The following is a 21,654-nucleotide window of genomic DNA, read 5'->3' as shown; positions in this document are numbered from 1 at the left end:
AGCCCTAAGAATGGCATCACCGCAGCCGTTGCCTACGGCAGAGCAGGCGAAGCCCACATGCTCCGGACCGGGCGGGCGTACCGCTCGCCGGCCACGTCCTGCTCATCCACTCACACCGCCTGGCCCGCCGCCGACGCCGACTCCACCGCTGTCAGCGGAAGTCGGAGATGCGCAGCACCGCCAGCATGTCCGCCGCCCGGGAGCCGCCGGTCGAGAAGGAAGCTTCCGCGCCGACCCAGCCGCGGAAGGCTCCCGTGTCGTCGATGATCTGCATGAGCGGTTTGACGTGGGAGTTGCCGGTGTAGCAGAACTCACCGCGCTCCATCGCCAGACAGGTGCACCAGTGCCACAGCGTGTCGCGGCGGTCGGACTTGGAGATCGTCGTGAGGTAGTACTGGATGGAGCTGATGTTGGAGCGGGTTCCGCCGCCGTACTTGGGGCAGCCGCCCGACTTCTGGCACGCGCCACGCGAGGACGGCTGCAGGTAGGTCAGGCACGAGGTGGTCGAGGCGCAGGCGCGGAAGGCGGAGTGGCCGAACGGCTGATTGCCGGAGGCGACAAGCTTGCCGCCCGCCCAGCTCGTCAGGTCCTGCCTGAGCGAGCGGGGGAACGCCTTGACCGAACTCATCGCGCGCCGGGTGCTGAACGCGGCGTTGCTGCCGTAGCCGTACCCGTGCGTCGCCAGCGTGCTCCGCTTGAGGTCCAGACGGGCCAGCTTGCCATCAGGTGAGGACCGTACGTACCACTGCTCCGTCCAGGTCTGGGCGATCTTCCACCGGATGGTGAGCACGCCGCCCGCCACGGTGTACGTCCCGGTACGGCTCTCCGCGGGGGCGCCGGTGAACCCCCCGGCGGTGAGCACCTCGCAGCCGCGGGGCCGTGATGCGACACCGCCCTTCTTGGTGGTGCAGCTCGGATCGGGGACGGTGCCGGTGCGCTGCCTGGCCTTGGGATGCCGCTGCCACCACAGGTACATGGCGGCCTTCACCGTGCCGTTCGCGGCGAAGCGATAGTTGCCCAGGCGTACCCAGTTCTGCTGGGAGGCGGCCTTCAGATGTCCCTGGGAGACGACGAAGGTGGTCCTGCCGCCCGGCAGGGGCGAGGCGGACACCGCAGCGGTGGCCGGCTGGGCGGGCAGGATGGTGATGGCGAGCACGAAGGAGAGGATTGCCGCTGCGGTACGCATGAGAAGTCTCCGGGAGGCTTGCGAGCGGGGCGATCGTCAATGGGTCACCGTATTCGGTCCGCACCGGATATGTCTTCGAAACCGCGGCCATGCCCCGGGCAGCGGTGTGACCAGGCCGCCGGAGCCGACACCTGCCCGACGAACCGGTCGCGGGCGCGCCGCAGGTAGGCGAGGCCGAAGGGCGTGGCGCCGCTCGCACTTCGGCAGGCGGGGCCCAGCGGCTCGATCAGGGCCATGATGATCGGACCTGGCAGGGAGGCCATCGCCCCTCCCCCTGGCAGCCCTGATCGTCCGGCTCCGAGCCTGATCCCAGAACACCGCTTCGAGCCCGTGGGTGCAGGTCCAGCGGCGGTGCCGGACGCACCACCGCCTGCTGGGCTACGCGCTTCGGGGGGCGCTTGACGCTGCTTTTCTCTCGAGCGCCGCCAGCGTCGCGTCGGCCCAGTCGATCATCGTCTGCGCCTGCCGGAGCCCGAGATCCAGGGCGAAACGTCCGGTGAACTCCTCCGAGTCGGGAGCCCCCAGGCACTCCAGCCCGCTGAACCGCGCCTGCGCGTCGGCCTTGATCCGGGTGACCACCGCGATCGCCTCGTCGGGGTCGAGTGCTGTGAGCAGGAACGCCTTCAGCGCCGCCTCGCTACGGACCACCGTGGACGGGGCGTGCCCGACCATCCAGTCGTGCAGCCGCGCCGTCCCCTCGGGCGTGATCGCGTAGATCTTGCGGCCGCGCGCGCCCTCCGACTCGACCTTCACCAGGCCGTCGTCGGCCATCTTCACCAGCTCCGGATAGATCTGGGTGTGACCGGCCTGCCAGACGTGGATGAGCGACTTGTCGAACGCCTTGGTCAAGTCATAGCCGCTCGCCGGGCCTTTCGCGTCGAGCAGCCCGAGCAGGGCGATCCGTAGGGACATGCCCGTCAGCATATACGTCGATTGACATGTCATGACTTACATGTGAGTGTGCACGTGTGAATCCTGACATGAGAACGCGTGGCAACGGACTGCTCCTGCTCGCCGTCGTCGGCGGCATGTTCCTGGCCATGCTCGACCAGACGATCGTGGGCACCGCGCTACCACGCATCACCGCCGAACTGGGCGGCACCGCCCTCTACACCTGGGTGGTCACCTCCTATCTGCTGACCGCCACCGTGACCGTGCCGCTGTACGGCAGACTCTCCGACCAGCACGGCAGAAAGCCCCTGCTGCTCGTCGGCATGGCCTTGTTCATCGCCGGGTCCGTGCTGTGCGGCGTGGCGCAGGACATGCCGCAGCTCATCGCCTTCCGGGCGCTCCAGGGCCTCGGCGCGGGCGCGCTGATGCCACTTTCCATGGCGCTGGTGCTCGACCTGTTCCCGCCGGACCGCAGCGCCCGGGTGCAGGGCGCGCTCGGCGGGGTGATGGCGCTGAGCTTCCTCGCCGGCCCGTTCATCGGCGGGATCTTCACCGACCAGGCGAGCTGGCGCTGGGCCTTTCTGGTGAACGTGCCGCTCGGCCTCGCGCTGATGGCGATCGTCGTCCTGCGGCTCCCCCGGCTGCCCGGCACCGGCGGCGGACGCCCCGACTACCTCGGCATCGCCGTCTTCACCGTCGCCGTGAGCGCCCTGCTCGTCGGACTCACCCAGAAGGGCGACGGCGGCAACACCTGGACGAGCGCGCCCGTCGCGCTGCCGATCATGGCCGCACTGGTGCTGCTGGTGGTGTTCGTGCTCGTGGAACGCCGAACCGAGCATCCGATCATGCCCCTGCATCTGTTCGCCAACCGCAACTACACGCTCGTGATGATCATCTCGTTCTGCACCGCGTTCTGCATGTACGCCGGGGTGGTGTTCCTGCCCCGCTACTTCCAGGAGGCCCTCGCGGTCAGCGCGACCGAGTCCGGGATGCGCATCTACCCGCTCACCATGGCCATGGTCCTCGGCAGCGTCCTCACGGGCGCGCTGATGAGCCGGACCAACCTGCTCAAGCCGTGGCTGGCCGTGGCCCCGTTCCTGCTGGTCGCCGGGGCCTGGCTGTGCGCGAACCTGACGACCGCCACCTCAGGCTGGCTCCTGGCCGGATGGATGGCACTGATCGGGCTCGGCATGGGACCGATGCTGTCCGGGCTCACCGTGGCGGCCCAGCAGGCCGTGCCGCCCCAGCACATCGGCATGGCCGCAGCCAACCTGACCTTCTTCCGGCAGATCGGCGGCTCGGTCGCGCTCGCCGTCGGCGGCACCGCCTACAGCTCCGTGATCGGCCAGGCGGCACCCTCACACGGCCAGGCCGCCGCCCACGCCGAGGCGGCCGCCGTCGTCATTCCCCTGCTGGGCGTCACCGGCGCGCTCGTCGCGCTCGCCGCCATCCTCGCCCTGCGCGGCGGCAGACTCGTACGGACGACCGCGCCAGGCCGGGAAGGCACAGCGCTGGCCGCACAGGCGTGAACCGCGGGCACGAGTCTTCGTACGCCCGGCAGCCCCAGCGTCGGTGACGCCGTCATGCGGCGCTCGGGCGCATCAGCCATGCGGCAGCCGCGAGAGTGAGCGCCCAGCCGATCACTTCGATGAGCAGGTGATCCGTTGCGCTGGGAACGGACTGCAGCACGTACACCCGGACGCTGTTGATCGCGCCGTGCGTCAGGACCGCGGGCCAGACGCTCCCCGACCGCCGGCGCAGCGCGAGCAACAGCGGCGCCCACGGCAGCATGCCCGCGAAGTAGATGACGATGTCCCAGGTCGGCCGATCGCCGATGACGGCGAGGACCGGCAGGTGCCAGACGATCCAGACCAGACCGCTGACAAGGGCCAGCGGCCAGAATCCCCATGACGCGGCGCGGGTCGCCAGCCAGCCGCGCCAGCCGAACTCCTCGCCGATGGCGAAGACCGACTGCATGAGGAAGACCGGGACGACCCACATGGTCGCCGCGAGGATCTGGTCAAGCGGGTTGAGCTGCCAGATCCCCGATGCCAGTGCGATGGCGGTCTGCATCGCGGCGATCGCGGCGATGAGGAGGATTCCGATGCCGGCCCACTTGGGTGTGCCGCGCCATCTGGTGGCGAACGTCTCCCGGAACGTTCCGGGTCGCCGGGCGAGCCACATGATGATCGCTGCGAGCAGCGGGGTCAGTTGCAGGATCGGAGTGATCAGGTTGTTGACGTCCGCCGGGACGAGCCGGAAGACCATCGGGACGGACAGTGCGAAACACAGCAGGACGGCGATCGCGAAGAACCATGTGACATCGGAAATCGTCGATCCGGCAGAACGGGAGCGCGTGGGGGACGCGGTCATGATGATCTCGTTTCGTGCGGGCGAGCGTGCGGTGATCTTGTACGCGGTACCGAACCTAGGCCGGGGTGTCACCTGCGGACATCACCCCGCGGGGTGAGGCGGCACCACCCGGCGGGATGGGGTCTCAGCCGGGCAGATCGTTGCGGCCCACGAGCCCGTTCTCGTACGCGTGGATCACCGCGTGCACGCGGTCGCGCAGGCCCAGCTTCTGCAGGACGGCCCGGACGTGGGACTTCACCGTGTTCTCGCTCAGCGTCAGCTCCGCGCAGATCTCGCCGTTGGATCTGCCGCGGGCGAGCAGGCCGAAGATCTCGACCTCGCGTGGAGTGAGACCGTCCAGCGCCGCCGTCCGCCGTACCGGCACGTGCCGTACGAGATCGAGGATCGTCGCGGCCACTCCCGGAGCCAGCGCCGACGTGCCGGAGGCGACGTCGCACACGGCCTGGGCCAGGGCGGCGGGCCGGACGTCCTTGGTCAGGTAGCCGCTCGCGCCGGCCCGGACGGCGGCCACGACCAGCTCGTCGTCATCGAACGTCGTCAGCATGAGCACCCGGGTCGCCGGCGCGATCCTGACGATCTCCTTCGTGGCGGCGACCCCGTCCATGCGCGGCATGCGGATGTCCATGAGGACCACGTCGAGGCGGTGCCGCCGGACGACCTCGACGGCGTCGCCGCCGTTCGCGACGTCGTGGGTGACCTCGATGCGCTCGTCGGCCGACAGCACCGTGCGGAGGGAGGCCCGCAGCAACTCCTGATCGTCGACGAGCATGACACGGATCGCGTTCATGCCGCCTTCTTCGTGGGGAGCCGCGCACGCAGGACCCATCCGTCGTCCCCGTCGTCGATCGACAGGGTGCCGCCCGCGGTACGCACGCGTTCCTCGATCCCCATCAGGCCGGCCCCCTGGCCGCCGGCGCCGCGAAGCGCCGTGCCGCCGTCGTCGCGCACCTCCACCGCCACTTCGGCCGGGGTCCAGTGCAGGCGAACGGTCACCTCCACCGGTGGTACGAGGTGGCGCAGCGCGTTGGTGATGCCTTCTTGGACGGTACGGACCACCGCGACCTCGGCGCTCAGGCTCAACGGCCGCCGCGCGCCCACCTCGTCGAACGTCACCGCGTGGAGCGGGCTGGCCGCCGAGGCCACCAGGTCGGGGAGGGCGTCGAGCGAGATCGGCCGGGCATCGGCGCGCGGGCCCAGGGTGGCCAGCATCGCTCGCAGACCCTGGTGGGCGTCCCTGCCGGTCTCGGCGATGTCGCCGAGTTCGCGGCGGGTCGCCGGATCCGCCGTCGTCACCGCCGCGGCCTCGATCCGCGCGACCATGATGGTGACCGTGTGGGCGATCACGTCGTGCAGGTCGCGGCGGATGCCGGCCCGTTCGTCGGCGACGGCCGCGGCCAGCCGTTCGCTCTCGGCTCTGCGGCCGGCCTCGTGCCTGCGGCGTACCAGCAGGGCCGCGAGCCACACGCCGCCGACCACGAGCATCAGCAGCCCGCCCTCGCCCAGACGGGCCGGGAGGTCAGCGGGCAGCCGGGCCCACGCCACCAGCTCGGTGAGGACGATTCCGAGCACGGCGACGGCCAGCGCGGCCGCCGAGGACCTGAACGGGACCCGGGCGGTCAGCAGCCACAACATGAGCGGGAAGCACACGGCCGAGGGCAGCATGACGGGTGACCAGCTCAGGGAAGGCGTCGCGGCCAGGACGAGCATGCCGAGCGCGGCGAGCGCGTACCCGGTCCACGGCCGCCTGGCGGCTGTCAGCGCGCCCGCGTGAAGGAGTACGGCGGCGACTGCCAGGACCAGGAGCTGCCAGAGGTCCGCGCCGAGCAACCGGACGGCCACCAAGGTGAGCACGGACAGGAGGGCCATGACCACGTGTGCCACCACGGCCAAGGTCGTCGCCTCCCGATGGTTCGTGGTCCTGGTTCGACGTGCCACAGGATAGCGAGCGTGCGATCGCGCGGGCCCTGCTCACCCAGCCGGTGGTGATGGTGACGGCCGCCCGGCCTTTTCGGCTCCGCGGGAACATTTGTCCAATCCTGGCGGCCGGCCGCCCGTGCACAGTCTCCCCATGAGTGAATACGACACTGACCACCCGCCCGGCATGCACGTGGTCCATGACGGCCCGCGGCAGGCGCCGCCGTTGCTGCTCATCCACGGGTCGGGGGCCTCGGGCGGTTTCTGGGGTCCGGTGGTCCCGGCGCTGGCCGGCCACCATCACGTCATCCGGGTCGACCTGCCGGGTTGCGGCCAGTCCCCGCCCGCGCCGTCGTATGACGTGCCCGCGCAGGCGGGTCAGGTGGCGGCGCTGCTGGACCGCCTTGGGCTCCGTCACGTCGCCGTGGCCGGGCACTCCAGCGGCGGCTACGTCGCCACCGCGCTCGCCGAGCAGCGTCCCGACCTCGTCGGTTCGCTTTCGCTGATCAGCAGCGGCCCGAGCCCGGATGCGCTCCTCCGGCAGCCGTTCATTCTCCGGGTGCTGCTGGCCCCGCCGTTCGGCCCGCTCATCTGGCCGAGGCGTTCGGACGCGATGATCCGCAAGGGGATCGGCGCGACGGCCGTCCGCCCGGTGGACCTCCCGGACGACGTGGTCGCCGACGTACGGGGCATCACCTACCGCGTGATGCGGACCGTACTGCGCCAGAACACCGCCTACATCGCCGAACGGAGCGTGCCCGAGCGGCTGGCCGCCCTCGACGTCCCCGTACAGGTGATCTTCGGCGCCGCCGACCCCCGCTGGGAGCCGTCGTCGGCGCACCGGTACGACGCGGTGCCGGGCGCCCGGGTCGAGCTGCTGCCAGGCGTCGGGCACCTGCCCATGCTGGAAGCGCCCGAGACGGTCGGTGAACTGCTGCTGAGCTTCACGACGACGAGGCCGCCGACCACCCGTACTGCCTGATGCCCAGGCTGACTCGCCCGGTGCGGCCCTTCGGCGGGCCGCCCCGCGAAGGCCGGATGGCCACGGGTTGATCATCTGCCGGCCCTGGCTGACGGGCATGCCCTCAACGGCGCCAGCGGCCTGGCTGGACGAGGCCGGATTCGTAGGCGCAGATGACCGCCTGGATCCGGTCGCGCAGGCCGAGCTTGGACAGCACGTTGCTGACGTGGGTCTTCACCGTGTGCTCGCTGACCACCATGGCCGCGGCCATCTCGGTCGGCGGCGACCACGACGCGGATCGTCACGAGGCGGCTCCCGTCAGGCGCACCGTGACGGCGAAGCCGCGGCCTGCGCCGGGGAGGCCGTCAGCACCGAAGCGGTCATGAGTTTCAGCCGTACGGGACAACCCCCTCGGTTCCGCCGGCCAGGGCCGTGCTGGTGTTGAGAGGATATGCCGGACGGCAGATGCCCCGCGGGATCTGCGGTGCGAGGTTGGCCTCGTGAAGAAGTTCAGGACAACGCTCGCCGCTCTCGCTCTTGGGACGACGATGGCAGTCATACCCCAAGCGGCCCAGGCCCTGAATGCCGGGACCCTGACGTGGGTGAAGTGCGGGGATGGCATGGACTGCGCCAAACTGCCGGTGCCGATCGACTGGAAACAGCCTGGCGGCCCGAAAACTCAGGTCGACCTTGCCAAGCTGCCTGCGCGCGACCCCGCGCACAAGCTCGGCTCGCTGGTGGTCAACACCGGTGGTGGCGCGACCATCCAGCCCGTACGCGGGATGCCCGCCGTGGTGTCGGAGCTGACCACCTGGTTCGACGTGGTCCTCATCGACCCCCGGGGGATGGGCGACAAGGGCAGCACGTCGATGGTGACGTGCGATACACCGCAGGCCGGCAGCGCCGGGCTGATCCTGCGGCCCGGCGAGAAGGGCTGGCACGCGCAGGCCAAGGCCAACGCGGCCTACGACGCCTCCTGCCGCAAGGCCATGGGCGCCGCCTACGCGGGCATGACCTCCTGGCAGGTGGCCCACGATCTCGAGGCCCTGCGGGTCGCGCTCGGCGAGCCGAAACTGCGCTACTTGGGCAACTCCTACGGCACCTCCTACGGGCAGGCCTATATGGAGCTGTTCCCGGCCAAGGTCGGCAGGATGGTGCTGGACAGCGTCGCCGACCACACCCAGCCGTTGCTGGAACGCTGGCTGATGGACAACGCGGTCACCGAGGAGAAGCAGCTGGGTCGCTTCCGTGACTGGTGCGAGGATGGATGCGCGCTGGGCGGCGATGACGCGATCAAGGTGTTCGACGATCTGCTGGCCCGTGTCCGGAAAGGTCCCCTGCCCGCCGGCAAGGCCACGATGAACGAGCAGGAGTTCCTCGTCGCCGTACGCGAAGGACTGGCCCCGCCGCGCTGGCCCGCCCTGGCGGCGGCGCTGCGCAGGGCCGCCGACGGCGACGCCACGGAGCTGTCGAAGATCTGGCCCCTGCCTCCCGAGGTCCCCGCGAATCCCCACAACACGATGCTGTGCCACGACTACATGCCCGACCTGCCCAGCTATGGGGCCTTCCGCGCCCTGGAGTCGCGGCTGCGCAAGGCCGCGCCGCGGATCGGCTGGATCCAGGGCCGCTACCAGATCGGCCGGTGTCTCGGCATGGGCAAGAAGCCGGCCAACCCGCCGCACCCGCTGCGCGCCCAGGGTGTGCCACCGGTACTGGTCGCCATCGGTGACACCGACGACAACACTCCCAACCTCGCCGCAGAGCACTTCGCCTCCCAACTCCCGGGGGCGCGTGTGGTCAGGCACGGCGACGGGCACGCCGCCTACCTCATGCAGAGCGCCGGAGGGCTGGGCAGGACCTGTCTGCGCACGTACGTCCATGACTACCTGACGGCGGGTAGCCTGCCCCCACCCGGAGCGCGGTGCCCGGGCGACCTGGTGGCGAAGTTCCCGCGGGGGTGAGCCGGGCATGATCAAGGCTTGGAAGGCGGTGCCCGTGCTCGTCGGCGACGGCGGGCTGGCGGTGGCCCTGGCGCTGGTGACCTTGGGAGTTCCGCTGCTGGGGTCCGGCACGACGAACCCGAACGGGTTCACGCCGGTCTGGGCGGTGCTGGCCTGCGCGGTGTGCGCGCCATTGACCGTGCGCCGCCGTCTGCCACTGACCGCGGCGCTCGCCTCGGGCACCGCCGTCCTGCTCGCGATCATTCTCGGCCACCCTTCCGTCGCGACCTGGGTGACGGTCGTGGCGTTCGCCTCGGCGGCCTACCACCGCGACCGGGCACGGTGGTTGACCGCGGTCCTCGCGGCCTGCTGGCTGGTCACAGCCGGTCTGTTGACAGGCGATGCCCCGTCGGACCCGTCGAGTCTGTCCCGGCTGGCAATGTCGGTGTTCGCCGGCCTCGCCCCGGTCCTGCTCGGCCACGTGCTGCGGCTGAACCAGAGCAGGACCCAGCAACTCGTCCTGGTCGAGCGGGCCCAGGAGCGCACCCGGATCGCCCGGGACGTGCACGACGTGGTGGGCCACCATCTCAGCGCGATCCGGCTGCAGGCAGTGGGGGCGCGGAGGGGCACACCCGCCGACGCCGACCAGGCGCTGAAGACGATCGCGGAGATTTCCGCCACCGCGCTCGGCGACACTCGGCGGCTGCTCGGCCTGCTCCGCGACGACGACGGCGACACCGACCTCGGCTCGCTGGCCGCTCGCCTGTCGCAGCAGGGGCTTCGGGTGCGGCTGCGCGGCGGCGCCCTGCTGGAGGAGGCTGCCCTGCGGGTACGGCATGCGGCCTACCGGATCGTTCAGGAGTCGCTGACCAACGTGATGCGGCACTCCGGGAGCGCGCAGGCCACGGTGCGGATCGAACGCAGCGGCCACGACCTGACGATCGTCGTGCAGGATGACGGGCAGGCGACACCCAGCGATCCGGCCAGGCCCGACGGGGATGGGCTACGCGGGATGCGGGAGCGAGCGGAACTGCTCGGAGGCACGCTCACCGCGGGGCCGCGTACGTCTCGCGGTTGGCAGGTCACCGCCCGCCTGCCCGTCGATGATTCCGCCGGCCGGACGCCCACCGCGACAGGAGCGAGTCCTGCCCCGACCGCGAGCCGCCGCAAGCCGCGATCCGCAGCCGGCCGTGACACACAGGAGGCCACTTCGTGAGCATCCGTCTGATAGTCGCCGACGACCAGGCGCCGACCCGGGAGGGTCTGCGTCTGCTCCTGTCGTCCGAGCCGGACCTGGAGGTCGTGGCGCTGGCGTCCGACGGGTTCGAGCTGGTCGAGATGGCCCGGCGGCACCGGCCGGACGTTGTGCTCACCGACATCCGCATGCCGCGCATGGACGGACTTGCCGCGATCCGCGGCCTGCTGGCTCTCGACCCTGCGCCGGCCGTGGTGGCACTGACCACCTTCGACCTCGACGACTATCTGTTCGGCGCGTTGCAGGCCGGGGCGGTCGGGTTCCTGCTGAAGGAGAGCGACCCCGGCCTGATCCTGGACGCGGTGCGAGTCGCCCACAACGGGCAGGGACTGGTGGACCCTCGGGTGACCCCCCGTCTGCTGAGCCGCTTCATGGCGACCTCACCACGTCCGTCCACCGAACCGGCCACCCTGACGCCACGCGAGACCGACGTGTTGCGCCATCTCGCCGCAGGCTACAGCAACGCCGAGATCGCCCAGGCGCTGGTGATCTCGCCCGGTACGGTCAAGGTCCACATCGAGCGGATCCTGGCCAAGCTGGGGGTGCGGACTCGTGTGCAGGCGGCCATCTACGCCCACCGGCATGGCCTCGTCACCTGGGCCGACCTTCCCTGAGCGCGCAGGCCGTAGGTACGGCCGTTCTGGAAGCCCGAGCGTCAGCCCGATGGGGATCGCGGCGCAGGCGTTCAAGAGGCGTGCAGCGGGGCGGAAGACCTGTCGGCGACCCATCGACATCGCTGGGGCGCTCTGCCATGAATCCCTATGCTGGTGACATCGAAGCTCGAGCGTCACCGAGGATGGGGACGGGGTAACGCGGGATGCACGCAGAGGACCGTATCGAGCAGGCCAGGCTGGCCTATGAGCGGGCTGTCTACGCTGGCGACCAGGGCGTGCTGTCTGAGGCAGAGCGGGAGCTGGACAAGGTCGAGGCCGATCTCGCGCTGGCTCGAGGTCGGATCTTGCATGCGCGGTTCCTCGAGGAACGTCGCGAGGATTCCCACGAACTGGCCTTGGTGGAGCGTGCGGCACACCTCTATCGGAGGCTCGGCGATGTGGCCGGAGAAGCTGAGGCGCTGTTCTGGATGGGATGCGTCCACCAGGTCATTCGTGGCGATGCTGATTCCGCGATCCCTCTGTTCGAACAGTCTCTTGAGCTGGCGCTGAAAGCCGACGACCTGGGAATTCAATCCGAGGTGCTTCGTCACCTGGGCATCGCAGATCATTCTGCGGGCCGGTTGGACAGTGCACGGGAGAAGCTGGAGGAGTCGGTACGGCTGCGCCGGCGGATTGAGCTGTGGGCAGGAGTCGCGGCCAATCAGGTCGGCCTGATTTACATCGCTGCGGCGCAGGGGCGCAGTGACGACGCGCTGGCCCTGGCAGAGGAGGCCTACGCGATCGCGGAGGGCTGCGGTGCCGAGCGCATCGTGCGCCAGATCGTTGAGGCGAGAGCGCAGCTTCAGACCCCCGGTAACCGATCGGAACGAGACCAGGCGGAGGACACGTAGGGTCCTCGCCCTCGCCTTGATCGGGTCCTGAGGCACCAAATCTGGTAGAAAGCCGCCCATGACCACCGTCCCGCGGCCCAGCTTCATCGCCCTGCTGAGCGCCTTGGCCGTCGGCGCGGTATTCGGTGCCGCCACCTCGCTGGCCAACGCCGCGGCCACGCTGACCCTGGATCTGGAAAGCGCCGAGGCCACCACCCGAGGGTGGTCGATCATGGAGATCGTCAGCCTCCTGCTGGACGCCGGCTGGGCGTGGGCGGGACTGGGGGTGCTGGCGGGATGGCGGGCCACTCGTGGGGGCGCTCCCACGGGCCGCCGCCTGGCGCGAGGCGCCGTCGCCGGTGTGGTGGCCCTGCTCGCCGCCACCGCTGCCTACTACATCACCGACACGATCGTCCACGACGTCTCATCCGGCTCCTACGCCTACGACACGGTCTACTGGTGGGTGGCGAGCGCCTTGTTCGGTCCGGTGCTCGGCGCCGTCGGAGCCTGCGCCGGGCACCCGGGAGTGATCGGCATGCTCGCCCGGCTGACCGTGCCGGTCGGCGCGGCCGTCCAGATGGCCGTGCTGCCACCGGGCAGGAACGATGTGCTCACGAGCATCGGGCAGTGGATCGTGTGGACGGCGGCCGCGGTGGCTGGCGGCCTCGTCATTGCCCACTTCCTGCGCGTACGGCGACGGGCCTAGGCTGTCCCGGTGCTCAACTTGGTGGAGTGGACCAGGCTGGAGCCGTGGCGAGTCGCTCGTGCCCGCACCGACCGCGGCGAGTCCGTGATCGTCAAGTGGGCTGGTCCTCATGTCGACGGCAGGCACACCGACGCCTGGCGGCTGCGCACAGAGGTGGCCGCGCTGCGGTTTCTGGCAGACGATCTCCGTGTTGACCTGGCGCCACGCGTCCTGGCGGAGGATCTTCGCGCCGAGCGTGTCATCCTTCAGGATCTGGCGCCGCGCGTCGCGCTGGACGGACTCCTGCGGCGAGATGGCGTCGTCACACATGCCCCGCGCCTGGAGGCATTCGCCCGCGCCCGTGGCGAGCTGGGCGCGGTCACCGCCGGACACGCCGAGCTGTACTACCGGAGGCGGCGCCTCCTGGGGCCGGTCGATCCCGAGGCCGACCGGCTCGGGCACGTCACCCGGCTGCGCAGGGAGAGTTCCTCCCAGGCCGAGGCGCTGGGCGTGCCTCTCACCGGGGCCGTGGAGCGCGAACTGGCTCGCGCGCTGGACGTGCTGGCCGATCCGGGGCCGTTCCTGGCACTCAGCAACGGCGATCCGGAGACCAACAACGTCCTGGTCCGTACGGACGGGCCGGCCGACGCGCGCTTGATCGACTTCGAGTTCGCCGGCTTCACCCATGCCCTGCACGATGCCGTCTGCCTGTATGTCCCCGGTCCTGCCTGGATGTGGGTCGGCGGCTCCGCGACGCCGCCGCAGGTGGGGGACGTCTACCGGCGTGCCCTGGCGGCCGGGGTGCCGCAGGCCGAGGACGATCGGCTCTATGGGACGGCCTTGGCGGCGGCGTGCGTGGCGTTCGCGCTCGCCCGCCTGTCGCGCCGTCACCGGCTGGACGAGCGTCCGGCCGGTGACGACAGCCGGGCCCAGCTCGTCACCTCCTTGGAGGCCGCTGCTTCCGCTGCCCGGGAGCATCTGCCGTACCTGACGGCCCTGTGCCTGCACCTGGCGGAGGCCCTGCGCCGCCGCTGGCCCGACGCGGACGTGGACACCGCCGCTCTGGCGCCCTACACGCCACGCCGCCGCTGACGGGACGATCAGGAACCGCTCCGCCCGAATCGGGCGACGCCTGCCGAGCAGGACGCGTCAGCAGGCGCTCCCACTCCTGCCAGCCCTGCCCCAGTGAGGCGGAAGGCAGGTGCCAGCACGGCGGGGTCGCCGGGCAGGTCGAACCCGGCGGTCCGGAGCCGCTGGAGGGGCGGTCAGCAGAACATCGGCTTGGCCGCGTCCTTGGGAACCTCCGGTACGGAGTCGACGACCTTCACCGACATCACCGCCATGCTGCCGCCCGGGATCTCCTCGACCTGTCCGCCCTCCTTCCGGCCGATCCAGCTCCGGGATCCGAGGAACCGGTACGTGCCCGGCTCGAAGATGAGCTCCCCACGCTCCCAGCCGCTGGGATGCTCGAACTTGAGCGAGACGCCCACCCCGGGCCGCCCAGCGGTGTCGGTCAGCTCCGGCACGATGGTCACGGTCGGCATCTTCGACAGCGCGCCGAAGATCGTGGCCCTGGTCCGGGAGGAGATGAGCGGGTTCTGCGCCAGCTTGAGCAACCGGTTCGCGACGACCTTGTCGACCCGCATGTCGATCTCGCCCTGGCCCAGCTCTGTCTCACCTCGTCTGGCCTGGTCGGACCGTACGAACGCCGTCGCGTCCTGGCGGATCTTCGCCAGAAGCCGATCGGGATCGGCGGGAAGATCGGCGACCTGCGGAGGCACGCCCAGGGAGCCCCTGCGGCACTGCCCGGCACGCTCGTACTCCACGGTCCCGGGCGCTTGCACCTGCGTCGGGCCTGGTCCGCTGATGACCTGTATCTGCCCGTACGTCGAGCGCGTCAGCGCGGGCTTGGCGGGGTCCTCGGCGGGCATCCACATCTCTCGGCGCACGTGCCGGGTGTAGTCACCCTCGGAACCGCTGGCGAAGGCGACGGCCTCCTGGTCGACGTAGAAATACTGCCCCGGCCCGGGCCGTACGTCCTCCTTCGCCGCGACCGTGGCCGCGTTCCGGAGCAACTCGGCGGCGCTGGCCGGAGCGGCCCCGAACGGAGCGGAGTCTTCACCGCCACGCACCATGACGAGTCCAACGGTCACCGCCGCCGCGAGGCCGGCGGCCAGGCCGGCCCTCATCACCAGCCTGCGGCCCGGGAAGCGGCGAGCAGGCCGCGCGGTGCCGGCCCGTTCGGCCTCCATCTCTTCGGCCACCCGCACCCATGCGCGCGCGGTCACCTCGGGCGCGGGTTCGGGCAGGCTGTCGTGGTGAGCCTTGATCGCTTCGAGTTCGTTCATTACAGTGCCTCCCCGGCAGGACCGATGCTCTTGCGGAGCTTCTTGCGGGCGCGGTTGAGACGTGATCCCACCGTTCCCTGAGGTATGCCGAGGGCCTCGGCCACCTCCTCGTAGCTGAGCTGGGCGCAGGCGACCAGCACCAGGACATCCCGGTCCCCGGCCGAGAGCCGGGCGAGACCCGCGGCCAGCCGCGGTTGCATGGTCGCCGCAGAGACCCGCTGCACCACGCGCTCGTCGTGACTGGCGATCTGCGCGGCATCGGCGCTTCTGGCCAGCGCCCGGTATCTGCGCGCTTCACCACGGTGGTGGTCGGCGATCAGGTTGGAGGCGATGCCGTACAGCCAGGGGCGCGCGCTGGAGCAGGTGAGGTCGAAGCGGTCCCGGCTGCGAAAGGCGCGCAGGAAGGTCTCCGCGGTGAGGTCGTCCGCGGCGGACTCGCCCAAGCGCAGGTGAACGTAGCGGTGGATGGCCGCGAAATAGCGATCGAAGACCGCGCCGAAGCGATCCGGGTCACGCCACGACGCCTCTATCAACTGCGCGTCGGTGACCTCGCTGGGAGGCGCCGAATCTTGGGGTGGAGCTGGCATGCATGCTTGCCTTTCAGGCGGTTACCTCGGAACACCCCTGGTTCGGCGAACTCCCGATTCCTCTTCACGGTCCATCGCGTGACCCGAGGACGGCTGCATGCCTGACCCTGCCATACAGGCTCGCCGGACCTGGTGGCCGAGCGCTCCCGCCACCTCAGCCGAGAAGCAGGCATCCGCCGGAGCGGTCGGCCGGCCGGTGTCATGGTGCCGCGGCGGGGTGGTCACAGGCGAGCGGTCCACTCGCGGGCGGTGAGGACGTCAGCACCCCTGGCCGGGAAGACGCGGTTGACCAGGAAGTCGTGCACGTCCGGCTCCCCGTCGGCGCAGGCGTCGCTGAGCACGGTCACGTGGTAGTCGCGGTCGGAGGCGTCGTAGAGCGTGGCGGCGATCATCGCCCCGGTCGCGACGCCGGTCAACACGATCGAGTCGACGCGCTGGGCGCGCAGCAGGCGATCGAGGTCGGTCGCCGCGAACGCGCTGGCCCTGCGCTTGAGGACGACGGCCTCGCCCGGCAACGGCTCGATGCGCGAATGCACGAGCGTCTCGGGAGACTCTTCATGGAACAGCGTCCCCGCCCCATGCAGGCCCCTGATCAACTGGTTCCCCGTTGCCACGTCAAGCCCTGAGCCCCGGAGCCCGAAACGAATGAAGATCACCGGTATCCCGGCGGCCCTGGCCGCGGGCAGAACCTCTTCCACAACGGGGATCACCTTGGCGGCGAAGGGATAGTTGTCCACGATGCCCGCCTGCAGATCGCCGACGATGAGCGCGGTGGTGGTCATGAGGATTCCTTGTCTGTACGGCGCGCCACCGGCCCTTCCCCACGGTCGTGCCGTTGGCGCTGGGGTCGTCCATCCGAAGTGGCCGGTTCAGCCTACGGGGGCCGTCTTTCACGCCGACCTGACGTCCGGGGTGAGGAAGCGGGCGGATCTGATCCCGGTCACCGAGGCCGCGGCCGGTCCCCGCATCGGCGGGCGTCGGCGCGCCCTGGCTGTTCGAGCAGGGCCGCCGCGAGCATGGCGGCGAGCCCTCTTCGTGCCCGGATTCGCTCCACCCGCACACCTCGGTCAGCTTCTCGAAGTTCTCCGTCGAGGTGAGGACGTGGATCTGCTCGGCCGCCCGCCCCGGCGGGAGTCTGTTCAGCCTGCAGTCGTAGTAGCACGGTGTTGTCCAAGTGGCCGGGCCGACGGGTTGGTGATGGTCAAGGGTGTGGCGCTTCACCGGGTGATCGGTTGGCTGGTGAGCAGGGGCCGGACCTTGGTGAGCATCAGGTCGAGGAATTGGTCGGGGTGGCGGAAGGAGGCGAAGTGGCTCGCGTCCTGGATGAGGGCGAAGTCCTTGACCGGGGCGGTGACGTCGTTGAAGAACCGCCGGACCGGCTCGGGCGGGGTGATCACGTCGCGCTCGCCCTGGAAGATGAAGAACGGGATGGCGAACGTGGTGCCTTCGGCCCATTCGTCGATGGTCGCGGACTCGGGCGCGACGCGCTGGGAGAAGCTCATGGCCTTGGTGTAGGCGGGCAGCTCGCGCAGGGAGTGCAGGGGTGAGGACAGCAGGGAGCCGACCACGACGGTCTTGATGGTGTCGAAGGTGAGCGGGTCGGAGCCGACGGTGTGCTTGTTGTACTGTGACCAGTCCTCGACGCTCCAGGCCGACTTGTCCGGGCCCATCGCGGTGACGGCGGCCAGTTCCTTGCGTTTGCCGGCCGTGCCGAGCCGGTCCAGCAGCGCGCGGTAGGCGGTGTGGTCGCGGCCGCCGGCGTTGATGTTCTGGTCGGTGCCGACGTAGGCGGAGTACAGCTCCGGGTGGTTGCGGGCCAGGCGCAGCCCGACGAAGGAGCCGAAGGAGCAGCCGAGCAGCACGACGTTGCCGACGCCGAGCCGGGCACGGATGTGCTGGGTGACCTCCAGGGCGTCGCGCTCGAGTCGCTGCAGGCTCAGGTCGCCCTGCCCGTCGGGGCCGCCGCGAGCGAAGGTCTTGCCTGCGCCGCGCATGTCCCACCGCACGATGGTGAAGTGCCGCTCCCAGGCGCGGGTGCGCGAGGCGAAGATCAGGTTGGTGGCGCCGGGGCCGCCGTGGAGTTCCAGGATCACCGGATTGCGGTGGTCTTCGCCGCGGATGGTGATCCACTGGTCGATGCCGCCGATGCGGACGAACCCGGATTCCTCGATGCCGTGCGGGCTGGTGATGCGTAGCCGTCCGGCGTGGGCGGTGCGCCTGAGCCGGCGGTAGCCGAGCAGGCCGGCGACGGGTACGGCGATGGCAGCGGTGGCCGTTGCGGCGATAGCGATGCCCAGCATCTGTTACTTCCTTAAACTGTTTATAGTGATAACAGGCGTGTTTACGCTATATACAGTTGCGGGAGGGTGTCAACCGACGTCCGCGAACGACCTCACCAAGGGGAGCGACCATGGCCAGGGCAGCCAAGCCGCGCGAGAACAAGGACAAAAGGGCGCGCGACCTGCCGACAGGCATCGCGCTGCTGTGGGGCGAACAGGACCAACCCGCCCGCGGCCCCAAACCCAGCCTCACCCCCCAGCGCATCGCCCAGGCCGCCGTGACCCTCGCCGACGCCGAAGGGCTGGAGACCGTCTCGATGAACAAGGTCGCCACCGAATTCGGCGTCTCGGCCATGGCTCTGTACCGCTACGTGCCCGGCAAGACCGAACTTGTCGAGCTGATGGTCGAAGCCGTCCTCGCCGAACCTCCCGACCTGTCGGCCGCCGGCTCCGGCTGGCGAGCTCGGCTTTCCGCGTGGGCCCACCTCCAGTGGGCGGTCTACCAGGCCCATCCCTGGCTGCTGGCCGTCACCGCCATGCGCCGGCAGATCATGGGCCCCCACCAGCTCGCCTGGATGGACGCCGCACTGGCCGCCCTGGAACCGACCGGCCTGACCGCCGGCCAACGCCACCAGGTCTTCCTCCTGGTCGCTGGTCAGGTGCGCAGCCTCGCCCAGCAACGGGCCGACTTCGACGAGGACCACAACCGTGAATGGGGCCGCCTGACCAGCGAGCTGCTCAACCGCCACAGCGATCGCTTCCCCGCCCTGACCAAGGCGATCGCCGACGGCGCATTCACCTCCGCCGAGCTCGATCCACTCGACTTCGGCCTTGATCGCATCCTCGACGGCGTCCAGGTGCTCATCGACCGTGCCTAGCGAACCCCTACGATCGCTGACCTGCTGACAGCAGCGGGCGCAGGTGAACGACGGCAAAGGCGCTGGATGCCATGCTCGAGGAAGACTGATCGCCCGGGGCCCTCCCATCGGTCAGGACGACGCTACGCAGAATGGGCGGGAGGGGCCGCAACGCTGGTGATGGGACCGGCCAGGAGATTCTTCGCGGATCGCACGAACTCCGTGACGAGTGGGTTCGTGTCTGCCGTCCGGGTGGCTACGACGATCTGGCAAGGTTCGATCCCGTCGAGCGCAACGGTGACCAGACCGGGGCGCAGGGTGTGGCGCCGGTCGCCGGCCGGGACGATGGCGATGGCGGTGCCGTCGGCGATGGCCTCGAGTTTGTCCTCGTAGGTCTCGGCCAAGGTAGGACCCACCGGGGCGGGTTCGCTGTCCGATCGGGGTTCGAGCCGCCAGAAGGTGGTCCATGCGACGCCCATCCCGGTGCAGCCCACGAGTGGTTCCGCGGCGATGTCGTCGGCCGTGACCGCCTCTTTCCCGGCGAGGCGGTGCGAGGTGGGCACGAGCAGGACCCGGGCCTCGGAGTACAGGACCGTCACCTCCAGGTCCTCGGCCGGGATGGGCAGCGGCGTGCGGGTGACCAGGACGTCGACCTGCCGCTCCAGCAGCATGGAGGCGTCCTGTGAGCCGAGGTGACGAGTGCGGACGTGGGCGTCGGGACAGCGATGGCGCAGGTCGCGCACGGCGGGGGTGATGACGAGATCGTCGGCGTACCCGATGGTGATCGTGCGCGCCGGCGCCGCGGCCCGGGCGGTCTGGACCGCCTGCTGGGCGCCGTGCAGCAGTTGCTGTGCCTGGGGCAGGAAGGCCGCGCCCGCGGCGGTGAGGCGGCTGCCCTGGGTGGTGCGTTCCAGCAGACGCACGCCGAGACTGTTCTCCAGGCGCTGGATCTGGCGGCTCAGGGAAGGCTGGGCGACACGCAGTTCCTCGGCCGCTCGGGCGAAGTTCAGCTGCTCGGCGACGACCGTGAAGTACCGGACCAGTCGTAGGTCCAGATCGGGAAGCATGTCCTCAGGCTAGTCCCCCGTTATGCAGTTCTTGCATCACGAGGTGCAATACAGGACTTGGACGCCTACGCCGGCACGGTGGTGTCATACCTGGCATGACCATTGTCTTTGTCCACGGCGTCCCGGTGACCTCCGCGGTCTGGACCCCTCTGATCAGCGAGCTGCCGAAGCCCCGGCGGCAGGACGTCGTCCGGCTCTCACCTCCGGGCTTCGGCGCCGCACTTCCTGCGGACTTCGGTGCCACCTTCCTGGACTACCGGGACTGGCTCATTGACGAACTGTCGCGGCTCGGCACCCCGGTGGACCTGGTCGGTCACGACTTCGGCGGCGGTTACGTGCTGGAGGTCGCGATGGCCCGTCCCGACCTGGTGCGCAGCTGGACCAGCGACACCATCGGCGGGTACGAACCCGGCTTCACGTGGCATGAGATCGCAAAGACCTGGCAGACGCCGGGGGACGGGGAACGCCACATCGAGGACACGTTCTCGGGAGACGCCGCGGAACGGACGGCGCGCATGATCTCGTGGGGCATCCCGGAGCCGGCGGCCGGCCAGGTGGCGCTCGGGCAGGGCCCCGAGATGGGCAGAGCCATTCTGTCGCTGTACCGCTCGGTGCCCGAGAACCTGCTGGCCGAACGCGGGCGCGAGCTGGCAACCGCAGCGGCCCGGCCCGGTCTGGTTCCCGTGGCCACCGACGACCTCACTGCCGGCAGCGTTGCCCTCCGCCACCGCGCCGCCCAGCGCGCCGGCGCCCGTGCCGTCGACCTCGACGGGCTCGGTCACTGGTGGATGCTGCAGGACCCGGCCCGGTCCGCCCGCATGCTGTCGGACTTCTGGGACAGCCTGTGAAGCGGCACATCCGGAAGCCATCGATCTTGACCACCGCGCAACCCGATCACGGAAAGATCGACGTCACCTCATGACCATGCACATCCCCGATCAGACCGGCCGGACCGTCATCATCACCGGCGGCAGCAGCGGCATCGGCAAGGCCACCGCTGCCGCGCTGGCGGCGAAGGGCGCCCAGGTCATTCTCGCCGTACGCGACCAGACCCGCGGGCGCGCGGCCGCCGCCGAGATTGGCGGCCTCACCGAGTCACGCCCGCTCGACCTCGGGTCGCTGGCCTCCGTACGTGAGTTCGCCCGCACCGTGGACGGCCCCATCGACTATCTGATCAACAACGCCGGCTCCATGACCCATACCCTGCAGCACACCGCCGACGGCTTCGAGAGCCAGCTCGGCGTCAACCACCTCGGGCACTTCGCATTGACGAATCTGCTCCTGAGCCAGATCACCAGGCGGGTGATCACCGTGTCCTCCACCACTTACCGCAGCGCGCACATCGACTTCGAGGACCTGCAGTGGCGACGACGGCCCTACCGGCCGTTCGGCGCCTACGGACAGACCAAGCTGGCCAACCTGCTGTTCACCCGCGAACTGCAGCGCCGACTGAACAGGGCCGGCTCACCGATCCTGGCCACAGCAGCGCATCCGGGCTGGGCAGCCACCGGATTCACCATGACCACCGGCCGGCGGATCCTTGACCACGCCCTCGCACTGGGAACGCGGCTCCTGGCCCAAAGCGCCGAAGGCGGGGCCCGGCCGACCCTGCTGGCCACCGTCGGCAACGTCCCCGGCGCCAGCTTCTCCGGCCCCAGCCGGTTCGGGGTACGCGGCCCCGCCGCCCTCGAAGAACTGTCCGGTGAAGCCCTCAACGATGACACCGCGCGGAAGCTCTGGGAGGTTTCCGAACTCCTCACCCATGTCAAGTTTCCCCTGCCCACCGCCTGAGCAGCCGGCCTGACCAACTGGCGCCGTGGCTTCCGCT

Annotated in this window: 21 protein-coding genes and 1 pseudogene; 11 read left to right on the top strand and 11 right to left on the bottom strand. The window is 70.2% G+C overall.

The annotated features are described in order from the left end of the window. Positions 1–151: 151 nt before the first annotated feature. Positions 152–1,156: a hypothetical protein gene (locus AB0J53_RS19570; protein ID WP_364173949.1), complete on the bottom strand. Its 1,005-nt coding sequence runs from the start codon at positions 1,154–1,156 to the stop codon at positions 152–154. A gap of 408 nt (positions 1,157–1,564) precedes the next feature. Continuing rightward, entirely contained in the window at positions 1,565–2,098 is a 534-nt protein-coding gene (locus AB0J53_RS19565; protein ID WP_364173947.1) for a PadR family transcriptional regulator, read from the bottom strand. Positions 2,099–2,166: 68 nt separating this feature from the next. Between AB0J53_RS19565 and AB0J53_RS19560 the strand changes: the two genes are divergently transcribed. Next, positions 2,167–3,606, top strand: coding sequence for an MDR family MFS transporter (locus tag AB0J53_RS19560; protein WP_364173945.1), 1,440 nt, complete (start codon positions 2,167–2,169; stop codon positions 3,604–3,606). Positions 3,607–3,658: 52 nt separating this feature from the next. On the opposite strand, the gene AB0J53_RS19555 is transcribed toward AB0J53_RS19560, so the two are convergent. The 3 genes from AB0J53_RS19555 to AB0J53_RS19545 form a co-directional block, all read right to left on the bottom strand. Continuing rightward, a complete protein-coding gene (locus tag AB0J53_RS19555; RefSeq protein ID WP_364173943.1) occupies positions 3,659–4,450 on the bottom strand; it encodes a lysostaphin resistance A-like protein in 792 nt (263 codons plus the stop codon). Between the two features lie 124 nt (positions 4,451–4,574). Next, positions 4,575–5,237 (bottom strand): response regulator transcription factor, encoded by a 663-nt coding sequence (locus tag AB0J53_RS19550; protein WP_364173940.1) that lies wholly within the window; start codon positions 5,235–5,237, stop codon positions 4,575–4,577. After that, on the bottom strand, positions 5,234–6,331 hold the full coding sequence (locus AB0J53_RS19545; protein WP_364173937.1) for a histidine kinase: 1,098 nt from the start codon (positions 6,329–6,331) through the stop codon (positions 5,234–5,236). Before AB0J53_RS19545 ends, AB0J53_RS19550 begins: the two co-directional genes overlap by 4 nt. A 187-nt stretch (positions 6,332–6,518) precedes the next feature. Between AB0J53_RS19545 and AB0J53_RS19540 the strand changes: the two genes are divergently transcribed. Next, the gene (locus AB0J53_RS19540; protein ID WP_364173934.1) at positions 6,519–7,346 is read left to right on the top strand and encodes an alpha/beta hydrolase; all 828 of its coding nucleotides are present in this window, start codon (positions 6,519–6,521) and stop codon (positions 7,344–7,346) included. 103 nt (positions 7,347–7,449) lie between these two features. On the opposite strand, the pseudogene AB0J53_RS19535 reads toward AB0J53_RS19540, so the two are convergent. Further along, positions 7,450–7,599: pseudogene (locus tag AB0J53_RS19535) on the bottom strand (LuxR C-terminal-related transcriptional regulator); the annotation flags it as partial. Between the two features lie 328 nt (positions 7,600–7,927). Here AB0J53_RS19535 and AB0J53_RS19530 point away from each other — a divergent pair. The 6 genes from AB0J53_RS19530 to AB0J53_RS19505 all read left to right on the top strand — a co-directional run bounded on the left by AB0J53_RS19530 (position 7,928) and on the right by AB0J53_RS19505 (position 13,780). Further along, a complete protein-coding gene (locus tag AB0J53_RS19530; protein ID WP_364173932.1) occupies positions 7,928–9,286 on the top strand; it encodes an alpha/beta fold hydrolase in 1,359 nt (452 codons plus the stop codon). A 7-nt stretch (positions 9,287–9,293) separates the two neighbouring features. Continuing rightward, positions 9,294–10,481 (top strand): sensor histidine kinase, encoded by a 1,188-nt coding sequence (locus tag AB0J53_RS19525; RefSeq protein ID WP_364173929.1) that lies wholly within the window; start codon positions 9,294–9,296, stop codon positions 10,479–10,481. Continuing rightward, positions 10,478–11,134, top strand: a complete 657-nt coding sequence (locus AB0J53_RS19520; protein ID WP_364173926.1) for a response regulator transcription factor — start codon at positions 10,478–10,480, stop codon at positions 11,132–11,134. Before AB0J53_RS19525 ends, AB0J53_RS19520 begins: the two co-directional genes overlap by 4 nt. 203 nt (positions 11,135–11,337) lie before the next feature. After that, the gene (locus tag AB0J53_RS19515) at positions 11,338–12,024 is read left to right on the top strand and encodes a tetratricopeptide repeat protein (protein ID WP_364173924.1); all 687 of its coding nucleotides are present in this window, start codon (positions 11,338–11,340) and stop codon (positions 12,022–12,024) included. 58 nt (positions 12,025–12,082) lie between these two features. After that, positions 12,083–12,709 (top strand): hypothetical protein, encoded by a 627-nt coding sequence (locus tag AB0J53_RS19510; protein WP_364173921.1) that lies wholly within the window; start codon positions 12,083–12,085, stop codon positions 12,707–12,709. A gap of 9 nt (positions 12,710–12,718) precedes the next feature. Further along, positions 12,719–13,780 carry a hypothetical protein gene (locus tag AB0J53_RS19505; protein ID WP_364173918.1) on the top strand — a complete coding sequence of 354 codons (1,062 nt, stop codon included), beginning with the start codon at positions 12,719–12,721 and terminating at the stop codon, positions 13,778–13,780. A gap of 173 nt (positions 13,781–13,953) precedes the next feature. On the opposite strand, the gene AB0J53_RS19500 is transcribed toward AB0J53_RS19505, so the two are convergent. From AB0J53_RS19500 to AB0J53_RS19485, 4 genes are all read right to left on the bottom strand, one after another. After that, complete coding sequence (locus tag AB0J53_RS19500) at positions 13,954–15,036, bottom strand: CU044_5270 family protein (protein ID WP_364173915.1); 1,083 nt, start codon at positions 15,034–15,036, stop codon at positions 13,954–13,956. Further along, positions 15,036–15,623 carry an RNA polymerase sigma factor gene (locus AB0J53_RS19495; RefSeq protein WP_364173912.1) on the bottom strand — a complete coding sequence of 196 codons (588 nt, stop codon included), beginning with the start codon at positions 15,621–15,623 and terminating at the stop codon, positions 15,036–15,038. Before AB0J53_RS19495 ends, AB0J53_RS19500 begins: the two co-directional genes overlap by 1 nt. A gap of 221 nt (positions 15,624–15,844) precedes the next feature. Continuing rightward, on the bottom strand, positions 15,845–16,405 hold the full coding sequence (locus tag AB0J53_RS19490; RefSeq protein WP_364173909.1) for a cysteine hydrolase: 561 nt from the start codon (positions 16,403–16,405) through the stop codon (positions 15,845–15,847). A 435-nt stretch (positions 16,406–16,840) separates the two neighbouring features. Then, complete coding sequence (locus AB0J53_RS19485) at positions 16,841–17,923, bottom strand: alpha/beta hydrolase (protein WP_364173906.1); 1,083 nt, start codon at positions 17,921–17,923, stop codon at positions 16,841–16,843. Between the two features lie 110 nt (positions 17,924–18,033). Here AB0J53_RS19485 and AB0J53_RS19480 point away from each other — a divergent pair, with 110 nt between their 5' ends. Continuing rightward, positions 18,034–18,780, top strand: coding sequence for a TetR/AcrR family transcriptional regulator (locus tag AB0J53_RS19480; RefSeq protein WP_364173903.1), 747 nt, complete (start codon positions 18,034–18,036; stop codon positions 18,778–18,780). A 122-nt stretch (positions 18,781–18,902) separates the two neighbouring features. Here AB0J53_RS19480 and AB0J53_RS19475 read toward each other — a convergent pair whose 3' ends face one another. Beyond that, positions 18,903–19,826, bottom strand: a complete 924-nt coding sequence (locus tag AB0J53_RS19475; protein WP_364173900.1) for a LysR family transcriptional regulator — start codon at positions 19,824–19,826, stop codon at positions 18,903–18,905. Between the two features lie 95 nt (positions 19,827–19,921). On the opposite strand from AB0J53_RS19475, the gene AB0J53_RS19470 reads away from it, so the two are divergent. Further along, positions 19,922–20,674 carry an alpha/beta hydrolase gene (locus AB0J53_RS19470; protein ID WP_364173897.1) on the top strand — a complete coding sequence of 251 codons (753 nt, stop codon included), beginning with the start codon at positions 19,922–19,924 and terminating at the stop codon, positions 20,672–20,674. 70 nt (positions 20,675–20,744) lie between these two features. After that, positions 20,745–21,617 carry an oxidoreductase gene (locus AB0J53_RS19465; RefSeq protein WP_364173894.1) on the top strand — a complete coding sequence of 291 codons (873 nt, stop codon included), beginning with the start codon at positions 20,745–20,747 and terminating at the stop codon, positions 21,615–21,617. The last annotated feature ends 37 nt before the right edge of the window (positions 21,618–21,654 follow it).

Origin of the sequence: Nonomuraea sp. NPDC049725, from assembly GCF_040674795.1 — a bacterium.
GTDB classification, from domain to species: domain Bacteria; phylum Actinomycetota; class Actinomycetes; order Streptosporangiales; family Streptosporangiaceae; genus Nonomuraea; species Nonomuraea ceibae.
Note: the sequence above shows the minus strand (reverse complement) of the source record. Positions and strands in the feature narration are given on the sequence as shown.

Excerpts from the sequence above, each read along its gene's own strand:
- AB0J53_RS19565 (WP_364173947.1), bottom strand. The coding sequence starts at position 2,098 with ATGTCCCTACGGATCGCCCTGCTCGGGCTGCTCGACGCGAAAGGCCCG.
- AB0J53_RS19560 (WP_364173945.1), top strand. The coding sequence starts at position 2,167 with ATGAGAACGCGTGGCAACGGACTGCTCCTGCTCGCCGTCGTCGGCGGC.
- AB0J53_RS19555 (WP_364173943.1), bottom strand. The coding sequence starts at position 4,450 with ATGACCGCGTCCCCCACGCGCTCCCGTTCTGCCGGATCGACGATTTCC.
- AB0J53_RS19550 (WP_364173940.1), bottom strand. The coding sequence starts at position 5,237 with ATGAACGCGATCCGTGTCATGCTCGTCGACGATCAGGAGTTGCTGCGG.
- AB0J53_RS19540 (WP_364173934.1), top strand. The coding sequence starts at position 6,519 with ATGAGTGAATACGACACTGACCACCCGCCCGGCATGCACGTGGTCCAT.
- AB0J53_RS19525 (WP_364173929.1), top strand. The coding sequence starts at position 9,294 with ATGATCAAGGCTTGGAAGGCGGTGCCCGTGCTCGTCGGCGACGGCGGG.
- AB0J53_RS19515 (WP_364173924.1), top strand. The coding sequence starts at position 11,338 with ATGCACGCAGAGGACCGTATCGAGCAGGCCAGGCTGGCCTATGAGCGG.
- AB0J53_RS19510 (WP_364173921.1), top strand. The coding sequence starts at position 12,083 with ATGACCACCGTCCCGCGGCCCAGCTTCATCGCCCTGCTGAGCGCCTTG.
- AB0J53_RS19500 (WP_364173915.1), bottom strand. The coding sequence starts at position 15,036 with ATGAACGAACTCGAAGCGATCAAGGCTCACCACGACAGCCTGCCCGAA.
- AB0J53_RS19495 (WP_364173912.1), bottom strand. The coding sequence starts at position 15,623 with ATGCCAGCTCCACCCCAAGATTCGGCGCCTCCCAGCGAGGTCACCGAC.
- AB0J53_RS19490 (WP_364173909.1), bottom strand. The coding sequence starts at position 16,405 with ATGACCACCACCGCGCTCATCGTCGGCGATCTGCAGGCGGGCATCGTG.
- AB0J53_RS19485 (WP_364173906.1), bottom strand. The coding sequence starts at position 17,923 with ATGCTGGGCATCGCTATCGCCGCAACGGCCACCGCTGCCATCGCCGTA.
- AB0J53_RS19480 (WP_364173903.1), top strand. The coding sequence starts at position 18,034 with ATGGCCAGGGCAGCCAAGCCGCGCGAGAACAAGGACAAAAGGGCGCGC.
- AB0J53_RS19475 (WP_364173900.1), bottom strand. The coding sequence starts at position 19,826 with ATGCTTCCCGATCTGGACCTACGACTGGTCCGGTACTTCACGGTCGTC.
- AB0J53_RS19470 (WP_364173897.1), top strand. The coding sequence starts at position 19,922 with ATGACCATTGTCTTTGTCCACGGCGTCCCGGTGACCTCCGCGGTCTGG.
- AB0J53_RS19465 (WP_364173894.1), top strand. The coding sequence starts at position 20,745 with ATGACCATGCACATCCCCGATCAGACCGGCCGGACCGTCATCATCACC.